This is a genomic window from Desulfonatronovibrio magnus, from assembly GCF_000934755.1.
Classification (GTDB): domain Bacteria; phylum Desulfobacterota; class Desulfovibrionia; order Desulfovibrionales; family Desulfonatronovibrionaceae; genus Desulfonatronovibrio; species Desulfonatronovibrio magnus.
Window position 1 is genome coordinate 1 of record NZ_JYNP01000103.1, and the last position, 9,502, is coordinate 9,502.

A 9,502-nucleotide genomic window follows, 5' to 3' on the forward strand; every position below is an offset into this window, starting at 1 on the left:
AGTATACTATGTACTTTGTTCAGATAAGTATCGGTTGTCTGGAGCGACTCTTCCAGCCTTTTAGTTAGTTTACTCGAAAAAAAGTGGTTGTTGATGGCCAGTTCCCGAATTTTAGCGCTCAAAAGACAATCTTTATCTTCAAGATACATTAGCAGTTCCAGGTCACAATCAAGCATGAGATCAAGATTAGGCTCAAGGTTATCGATAGAGCTTAGAAAATGAAGATGGGTTCGTCCTTTTCCAGGGCTGAAGGTTTTAATCAGACACAATGCCATTTCCGGATTGGATACCGGCATTCGTTCAATGTCGATATATTCCGGAAAACTTATTGTACCGGCTTCTGGAAATATAATCCCTTTGTATCCAGCTTCCTGAGCGGCGGCCATTTTTTCAGCTACATGACTAACTGGTGATAACCTGCCGCTTGCGTCAAAACTTCCAGTACAAACCAGGTTCGGCCATTCAAACTGCTCTCTAAGCATCTTCAGTCCGGCATAAACGGCAAGGCCAATGGATTTTCCTGATATTTTTATACCATATATTGAGGGATACCAGAAAAAGAACCCAGGGGCGTTATTCCCAGCTTTTCCGAATCCAGCAAGCTCAGCAGCCTGAAGTACCGCAAGTTTGGACTGTTCTTCCATAAACTCGTCAATATTCTCAGGAAAAACATTCTTCAATCCAGCACCCATGCCTAAAAACGCATGCACCAGCATGCCCTGACCATTGACGGCCAGAACAAGGGGGATGGACATCCACTTCATGCCCAGGATTTGATTCCACTCCAAACCCAAATCCAAACTGTCAATGTTTATGATTCTGGAGAGTAATTCGAGATGTCTGTTGCTGGCGGGAAAAGGCAGGGCTGAGGATATAAGCAAATAGTTAAACAACCTTTTCTGGTGGGTGCAGTTCAGATTTGAAGCTATGCTGTCAATATATTGCTGTATCTCCTGGTTGCTGTGAGGCAGAACCAGACTTCCTGGACGAGACCTTAGTCCAAGAGGCATGCCCATACCATCATGCACAAATGTAGAAAAATCCTTCAGTATCACCATTGACTTCAGTCACTTTCCATACTCACAAAAATCACCATCAGGCGGCCCTTAAGATAATCCTGCCTGCTCATTTCCGGGAAAAAAGCTGTAAACAGGCTATGGTCTTCTGAAAGATCTACAGGGTCTGCAGGAAAGGAACCGTCCGGAGTATCCCACCAGGCAAACATTTCAGAAGCCTGAACAAAGTCCGGATCTATTTTGCCAAATATTTTAAGATGATCATCACCACGATCTGTGGACATAATGGTCACAAGACCGGACTGAAAACTCTTGAATTCCATACCGGTATCATCAAGTACGATCATCTTGGCCTGAATACTGTCCTTGTCGGACGCTGCCATTGCTAAGGTCTGTGTCTTTTTGAAATCGTCAGATACAGATTCAGGCATGCCAAACTTAACAGGCAGAGCCTGCTTCAACTCAGACATTTCCATTCTGGCGATTTCAAGCAGGGGATCATGAGACTTTTCAAGACCGGGCATTTTAGCATTATTATGGATGGCTTTTATCACAAGATTCCTGACAGATTCAGCTTCTTCATGTTCAAGGACCAGGCGGGAAATGCTCTGCTGGCTGAAAAAAGAACCTACTTCAATTTCCATGCATCTGAACAGGTATATCATGGAATCCTCTTCAGCATGAAAATACTTTTCAGAAATATCAATAATCTTCTGGAGAATGTCAAAATCAACAGCACCCACCTGCCCTTCCAAATCCTTTATGCCCATAGTATAAATATTCCAGGGCTGGGCATATCCGATTCCATCAAGATAGATATCATCCTCAGACTTGAACTCTTCACCAGGGTAAATTTGCGCTACCCTTACAGCCTGTTCGTCAATAACTTCAAGAATCAGCACTAACGGGGGGTTATAATACCTGTCCTTGGGCCCCCATCCAGCAAGTTCTGAACTGACTTTTGTGATCTGACCAGGTTCTGGTCCGGAGTCACATTCAAGCTTTTGATAAACCTCAGGCCAAGACCAGGTTTCATCAACCTCAATCTCAAGGTTCATCTGACACATATAACAGGAGCGAATATGGCGGGTAAGGTTTTTACTTGTTTCCTTAAACAGAATTGTATCCGGCGGGCATGTTCGAATATTCAGGGCTATCTGCCAGTCTTCCTGTGTTATTTCTCTATTCAGCGCAGGTTCAGCATAAGTAGACATAGAACCATCTCCAATATTTCAAAAATTAAACATGTACTGCTTCATGATGCATTGCACCTGCAAACAAAAAACAGCAATGTTCTTAATCATAATTTATGGTCAAAAGATCTGGATTTGCATAATAAAAATATATTTTCCAGAAACAACCTGCCAGCTTCTTCGTTCATGTTATCCTCATAAAAGCCGGGCCAGGCTGAGGTTATGTCCCTGATAGAATGAATGGCTTGTCTAATGATATTACGCACACCACTGGGTCCTGAGTAACCAACTGCAGCAGCTGTTTCTTCAAGAGTCATCTGCTTATTATAGTACAGATAAAATGCCTTGCAGGTTTTATCATCCCAGCCCTGAACCGTTGCCATGGCAAGACCTTCAAGCAGTTCTGAGCTTATGCCAGTCCCTGGGTAAGGATCGGCAATAAACTCATAAATACAGACCTGCTGCCCTTGTTCATCAAGATATGTAGAATCCGCAAAGCTGACTGTTTCGTCATGTACACATTTTTTACTGATCAGATAAAAGGTATATTCCCGGACTGGAATCAGACAGTCATAACCTGACCTCTCTCTTGTCCTGTCCCAGAAAAATCCCGCCCAGGCTACAATATCTTTTTCACCTTCCCACTTACTTTCTTTCTCAGGATATGGATAGTCTTCTATGCTGTTGGCTTGAAAAAAATTCTGTTGGATAATCGGCAGGTCAGCCTCTCTCAAGGCTGCATAAAATGACATTCCTTTTTGGGATGATACTGTAAAAGCATCATGCCTGGAAAGAGACAGCTGAATTTTGCGGTAAAGGTTTGAAAAAAAGTTACCTTGAGCTCCTCGTTCAAGATCTTTTAAATGATTTTTGAACTTCAGGCATAAAATACCAATGGCCTTAGTCATGTTTCCTGTACTGATAATTGCCTGTATTGTATCAAAAGCCCTCAGATTATCATTCAAAAATAAAAACAGTTCGGTTGAAAGATCTAAGATGTTCTGTTCCGAGGCAAAAGTATCCCATAACACTTTATCTTGGGATCTCATGTGTTTCTCTCTGATTCTCACCAGATTTCTTGCACACTCTCTCAAATAAGCTTTACCGTCTTGGGTTTGCAGCCAGTTGTTCAGGGATTTGATGGGTTTTTCCATATCAATTTCCAAGGTAGTGTTGATTGGGTCGTTGGCAGGGGAAAGTAAATCAGCCAAGAGACTTGCTCAGACATTTTTCAGGTACTATGCCTGCCAGATTCAATTTCCTGTGAAAACCAGGGTCTGGTGAAAGATTGAAAGTGTATTTCCTGACAATATAGCTGTTGCGGTCAAGCTCTGCTCCAGTCATATCCAGTGGGCAATGGGCTTTTATGTAGATCATTTCATTATCGCATACTGAGGTACAAGGACAGGTCATGAAAGACTGTGAAGTGGTTTTTTTCAGAATAAACACAGGATGTGTGGTTTGATTTTTTCTAAGTGTTGCAGGAAAAGAACCTGTAAACTTTCTAAGTCTGCGATCACAACCTCCATAAAAAAACATCCTTTCCTGCCAGCTTTCAAAAGGAATTTTCCTGACACTACTGCCTTCCAGTACCTTAAAGGGATTATCAGGCTCGTCTTTTTTGGGCATTGATTTCAAAATATCTTGAAAAGTCATTTTCTTTGAAGACATGATCCCCCTCAAACTGCCAGTTCTCGATCTAAAGATGAACATGGGTAACCAAATAATTTTGAAGTTAAACAACCAATATTTTCAACTGTATTGTTTCGCTTAAGAGTTAAAAGTTCCTGGTTTTGGAGTCATTGTTGAATGAAAGAAAACCAATAAATTTCGATTGATATCTGATCTGCTAAAATAACATAATGATCTGCAAAAAAAAAATTAAAAAAATAATTATTACAGAAAAACTTTTGATTGTCCAGTTACAATATAAATTCAACGTATCTATTCACCACATTTGCTATAAAACTATTAAAATACCCTGGATTCCGGCTTTCGCCGGAATGACGAAAAAGGGCAACTATTTGCTCTAACCGTCACCCCGGTCCCGGATCGAGTCCGGGATGACGGATCCGGGGTCCAGGTCTTCTTATTGATCTTGCTGAACAGTTACAATTCAACAAACAATGAAGGTAATTTTATAAATTGACTAAATCGAATACTTGCCATTTTTTCTTGTAATTATCCAGCCTGGTCAATAGTCAAAACTCTCTCTTGTAACACCTTGTCTTAAAATCTTTTTTCAAGCTTAAGACATAAGACATTTTCAAAGTTCAACTACTATAACGGCTTTTTTTTTGTTCAACTACCAATAATTTACTGATGACTTTCAACTCTCAATAATCCAGTATTTTTTGAAAAAGACCTCCCATATTCCGTAATATAATTGCAGGCAGGCAAACCTGTCTTCACTTTCAAGACACACCTCAAGTTTACGGGAGGCAAATCATGACAGCAAATCAGGCCAAAGTAATTTCATATCCTCAAGACAAAGCGCATTCCAGCACAACTCCTCTTCCTAAAGAAAAACATAGTGACCTGGATTTCTTAGACACATTGGCTCAAGACCAGGGTCACATGGAAAGACTGCGGTCCAGACTCGATTCTTGCATGGCTGAAATCTCCATGGCCAGAACTAATAATAACTGGCAGCAAATCATTGATCTCTTTTACCCCCTTGAAGAAAAAGAGCCTGAACTTACCGCACTGGGTCTTGAAACACCCGTAAGAGCGGAACTGGCTTTTGCCTTGAGTCATGCAGGAAAACCGGAGCAAAGCATTACCCAGTATCACAAGTGCATCAAAGCTCAGCCTGACAACTTCTTCTTTGCTTCCGGACTGGCTTATGTTCTTTACGATATGGTATACTCCACCAAAAACAGAGAGCGTATCCTGCCTCCTCAACAAAAAGCTCAGTATATTGAAAAGGCTCATAAATACTTTGCAAAGGCTCAGGAACTAAGGCCTGAAGGAGTGACCAACTATTACCGCCAGGGCATGCTTTATAAAAATATCCAGAACATGGATCTCAAGGCTGCGCCATTATTTCGCAAGGCCATTGAAAACTGGGAAGCATATGATGCTCAGACCAGAGAAAAAAGACATCAGGAATACAAGAATTATGTGAAATCCCTTTATAACCTGGCTTCATGTCTTTTGAAGCAGAAACGCGCTGGAGAAGCATTAAGCCTGCTGGAAAAATGTATCAGGCTTGATGAGGATAAAAACTATGTTAAGGCAGAACATAAATTCTTTGCCCTCGGCAAGGTCCACTTTGAACTTGGACGATTTGATGAGGCACGCAAAGACCTTGAATTTGCAGCAAACTGTACCGATCCCAGGAATGGTGATTACATTTATGAACTCTGGGCCAGAGTCTGGCTGGGCAAAGAAAAGCCCATGGAGGCTCTGCAGGTACTGTCCAAAATTCCGGAAAAGTTCCGACGACAATTTGTGCGCTGGACCGAAGGTGACTGCTATGCAGCACTGCAGGACTTCGCTAAAGCCAGGCAAACATGGATCAAGTCTCTGGAAAGGGATCGTCGTTCGAGGCACAGGGCACTCATTCGTCTGGCCAGGCTGGAGTTTAAAATGGACAACTTTGATCAATGCCAGAAGTATGCTGAAGAATCAACTAAGTTTCATTTCGATACCTACGGTACTCCTGACCCTGACGGACTGCTCTGGGCTGCTGCAGCCTGTATTCGTCGCCATGACAAAGATAGAGCCCTGGAACATATCAATGACCTCAAGGCTTTCAAACCCAACTTTCCCATGCTTGGCAAGCTGATTGAGGTTTTTGAAAAGACTTTTTGAGTTTTAAGTTTTAAGTTTTAAGTGTTAAGTGCTTCTCCCCGGTGGACCGGGACCGAACCTGCGAGTAACTATAAAATCAGCCTTAACACGAGATTGCTTCGCTTCGCTCGCAACAAGGATTGCCGCGCTCGCCCCAGTTGAATGGCTGCGCCTACACTGCGTGTGTTCAACGAGGTAAAAAGACTCGCTCGCAATGACACCTGAGTTGTCAGGGATGTGGTTACTCAAAACCTGTCATTGCGAGGGAGCCTAAGCGACCGAAGCAATCTGTTAGGTAAAACCATAATGCTCTGAATTTATTTCTAATTTGGTTTTAGTTACTTGTAAGGAGGAAAGGTGAACACACTTCCCCTGATAAACAAAAAATCTAAAGCTGCAAAGCCTGACTACAATCTATTGACCACCAGGCTCAAGCAGATGGCACTCAAGGGCACTGACCATGAAAAATGCCTGTCCACTTTGAAAAAAAAGGCACTCTATGACCATCTTAATCCAGATCAATTACTTACCTGGGCTGACATTGCACTGGTTCTGGGTGAAACCGAACAGGCCCTGAGTATCTTAGCCTGGTGCAATGACAGTCAGCCCCAGTTTACCGAGGCCTGGAAAAAACACTTTGAGCTTTTACAGGGACTTGGTCGCAGTGAGTCGGCCCATTCAGTCAAAGCCAGAGCAATAATCACTCATCCAGATCTCGAAAAATCATTTGATCACCACACTCCCCTGCAAAATCATGTATATGAGCCAGATGTTGATGATCCCTTTGCAAAGCTCAGGCATCATAACGAAATGCTGGAATTGTATATGAACTATTTTCAAGGGCGCGAAGATGTCTTTGCCAGGCAATGGGTGGACAAATCAAAGGGTACTCAAGGTTACATGCCAGTAAGGAAACCCATAAGTCAGCAAGACATCCTGGAACACCTTAAAGGTCGCAAAACATATGGAATTTACCTTTTGCGGGCTGATTCCACCATTATGACCGCAGTCATTGACATGGATCTGAACAAACATTTCAGAACTGGCGATATTAAAAACAATGACAAATTTAATATCAAAAGAGAAAAGGACTATATCATGTCCAGACTAAAAGAGATGTCTGCCCAAAACACAGGAGTCCCTCCCCTTTGTGAGTTTTCCGGAGGTAAAGGCTATCACTTCTGGTTTTTCTTTGAAGAGCCAGTTGCATCATCCATGGCCCGAAAGACTATCATCGCCATGACCTCGGCTTTGAATAGGGACTGCCAATATTTCAATCTGGAAGTCTTTCCCAAACAGGATCAATTGCAGGGCAAAGGACTGGGCAATCTGGTCAAACTGCCCCTGGGCATTCACCGGGTTTCCGGCAAGCCATCATACTTCCTGGGTGGCAATGGCAAAGATCCCTGGACAAATATCAGTTTGCTCAAGAAGCATCCCCGCATCAGTGTAAAACAGGTGCAGTCTCAGGCTGTAACTAAGCACAAGACTCCGGTCACTCTCCATCCAGGGTATGCCAAGTGGGCTGAAAAATATCCTGAACTACATATTCTGACAGAAAACTGCCCTCCCCTGGGCAAAATTATTACTGCTTTGAGAGGCTCGAAAGAACTGGGCATACGTGAGGAAAAAGTCATTTTCCAGACCATTGGCTTCCTGTCCAGAGCCAGACTTCTTATGCATGCTCTTATGGGCAATACTTCAGATTATAACTCTCACCTGGTGGATTACAAGCTTTCCAGGATTAGAGGTACACCCCTTGGGTGTAAAAAGATCCATCAACTTCTGGGAATTAACCTGGACTATTGCGAGTTTCAGCAATCTGGCAGATATCTCCATCCTTTGCTGCACTGCCCTGACCACATGCCGGCAGATCAGGTCAAGGCAGAGAGAATTGAAAACTTAAATGATGCCCTGGATCATCTGAGGATCAGCCTTGAGATGGTGCAAAAGTTTTTACCTCAAAATACGTAACACTACAGCGACACTTTCTTTAAACTCGAAGGGGACTGGCTCTTTTGCCGCCGGATAGTCTGTCTATTATACTGTTTTTGGTCGGCAAAAGTGCCTGTCCCCGGTCGCCGTGGGGATAATTTATGCAAAGTGTCGCTGTTGCGGTAATCTTTTATCATAAACATTTCACGTCCAGCCCGTGAGCAATATGGCATGCGAAGAGTATATGTATTAGAACCTGGAAGTTATCTGCGCAAATCAGGCCCAAACCTTGCCTTGTTCAAAGACCGCAAACTTGTGGATGAGATTCCTGGCGCCAACTTGGAGCAGCTTGTGCTTATGGGCTACACCTCGCTTACTGGCGGGGTTATGGATTTTCTCATACGAAACCGTGTGGAAACTGTTTTTCTTTCCCCACGCGGGGCTTTCAGAGGGAGGCTCAACATTGATGATCATAAAGATGTGGAGCGCAGGCGAAAACAATATCTTAACCTGTCTGACACTGACTTTTTGCTTAAAACTGCTCGCTTCTTCGTAAAAGGCAAATTGCGCAACCAGGCCAGATTTCTCCAGGCCCTTGGACAGAGAAACAGAAATGAGCATGTATTGTCCATGGCCTTGGCTCTTAGAACCATGATCAAAAGCCTTCCTGAAATAGACAGTCTGGATATTTTACGAGGCATTGAGGGCAACGCAGCCAGAATCTACTTCAAGGCCTTTGGCTTTCTGCTTAAAAACCCTGACTTCTCATTTTCAATTCGGACCAAAAGACCACCGTTGGATCCCGTTAATGCTCTTCTCTCATTTATTTACACCATGCTCACCAATGAAGTCTTAAGCGCCATCAAAACCAGTGGCCTTGATCCCTACCTTGGTGCACTTCATGAGCCTGCCTATGGCCGCCCTTCCCTGGCTTGCGATCTGGTTGAAGAATGGCGAACTTATCTTGGTGACAGGCTTGTACTTCAGCTTATCAATAAAGGATCTGTTAAAAAAGATGACTTTGTTTACCGTGATCTATTTGATACAGACTTTGTGGATGAACATGATCTGGTTAAGAAAAGGCCGGTGGAGATGAAGCCAGGTATCCGCAAGGCACTGGTAGAAACTTATGAAAAGTGGATGAACATCAATACCCGAGTCAAAGACCTTGGGCACAATCTGACCCATAGAGGCTATATCCTGCACCAGGCCAGGAAGTTTCAGGCCTATATTCAGAATGAAACAGAAGAGTATCAGCCATTCAATCTTGGGGAGAAGATGTAGTGTTTTACTTGGTTTGCTACGATATTGTTGATGATAAAACCCGATACAAGGTGGCTAAAACCCTGACATCGTATGGGCAAAGAGTGCAAAAGTCAGCTTTTGAATGCCCGGACCTGACTGAGCGCGGTTTCTTAAAAATGAAGGACAAGATTGAAAGGCTTATTGACTTCACCGAGGACAATGTTCGTTATTATCGACTATGCAGGAAATGCTTGCAGGATTTTGAGCAATCCGGATTGGGAGACAAGCCGGAAATCAAAGATTTTCACGTGGTGTAAC

8 protein-coding genes are annotated in these 9,502 nt (G+C 43.1%); 4 read left to right on the forward strand and 4 right to left on the reverse strand.

Translation table 11 applies throughout. The features are described from left to right. The 4 genes from LZ23_RS10365 to LZ23_RS10380 form a co-directional block, all read right to left on the reverse strand. Nucleotides 1-1,058: hypothetical protein (locus LZ23_RS10365; RefSeq protein WP_045213931.1), on the reverse strand; the 1,058-nt coding region annotated here is incomplete at its 3' end. Nucleotides 1,059-1,063: 5 nt separating this feature from the next. Continuing rightward, nucleotides 1,064-2,230 carry a hypothetical protein gene (locus LZ23_RS10370; protein WP_045213933.1) on the reverse strand — a complete coding sequence of 389 codons (1,167 nt, stop codon included), beginning with the start codon at nucleotides 2,228-2,230 and terminating at the stop codon, nucleotides 1,064-1,066. Between the two features lie 86 nt (nucleotides 2,231-2,316). Next, nucleotides 2,317-3,420, reverse strand: coding sequence for a hypothetical protein (locus tag LZ23_RS10375; protein WP_045213935.1), 1,104 nt, complete (start codon nucleotides 3,418-3,420; stop codon nucleotides 2,317-2,319). After that, nucleotides 3,413-3,880, reverse strand: a complete 468-nt coding sequence (locus LZ23_RS10380; protein ID WP_045213937.1) for a hypothetical protein — start codon at nucleotides 3,878-3,880, stop codon at nucleotides 3,413-3,415. Before LZ23_RS10380 ends, LZ23_RS10375 begins: the two co-directional genes overlap by 8 nt. A 777-nt stretch (nucleotides 3,881-4,657) precedes the next feature. Here LZ23_RS10380 and LZ23_RS10385 point away from each other — a divergent pair. The 4 genes from LZ23_RS10385 to cas2 all read left to right on the forward strand — a co-directional run bounded on the left by LZ23_RS10385 (nucleotide 4,658) and on the right by cas2 (nucleotide 9,501). Then, nucleotides 4,658-6,025, forward strand: a complete 1,368-nt coding sequence (locus LZ23_RS10385) for a tetratricopeptide repeat protein (protein ID WP_045213938.1) — start codon at nucleotides 4,658-4,660, stop codon at nucleotides 6,023-6,025. Nucleotides 6,026-6,361: 336 nt separating this feature from the next. Next, a complete protein-coding gene (locus tag LZ23_RS10390; protein ID WP_052507300.1) occupies nucleotides 6,362-7,978 on the forward strand; it encodes a CRISPR-associated primase-polymerase type A1 in 1,617 nt (538 codons plus the stop codon). A 192-nt stretch (nucleotides 7,979-8,170) separates the two neighbouring features. Next, a complete protein-coding gene (gene cas1, locus LZ23_RS10395) occupies nucleotides 8,171-9,223 on the forward strand; it encodes a CRISPR-associated endonuclease Cas1 (RefSeq protein WP_045213940.1) in 1,053 nt (350 codons plus the stop codon). After that, nucleotides 9,223-9,501 carry a CRISPR-associated endonuclease Cas2 gene (cas2, locus tag LZ23_RS10400; protein WP_045213941.1) on the forward strand — a complete coding sequence of 93 codons (279 nt, stop codon included), beginning with the start codon at nucleotides 9,223-9,225 and terminating at the stop codon, nucleotides 9,499-9,501. The genes cas1 and cas2 overlap by 1 nt, the downstream gene beginning before the upstream one ends. The last annotated feature ends 1 nt before the right edge of the window (nucleotide 9,502 follow it).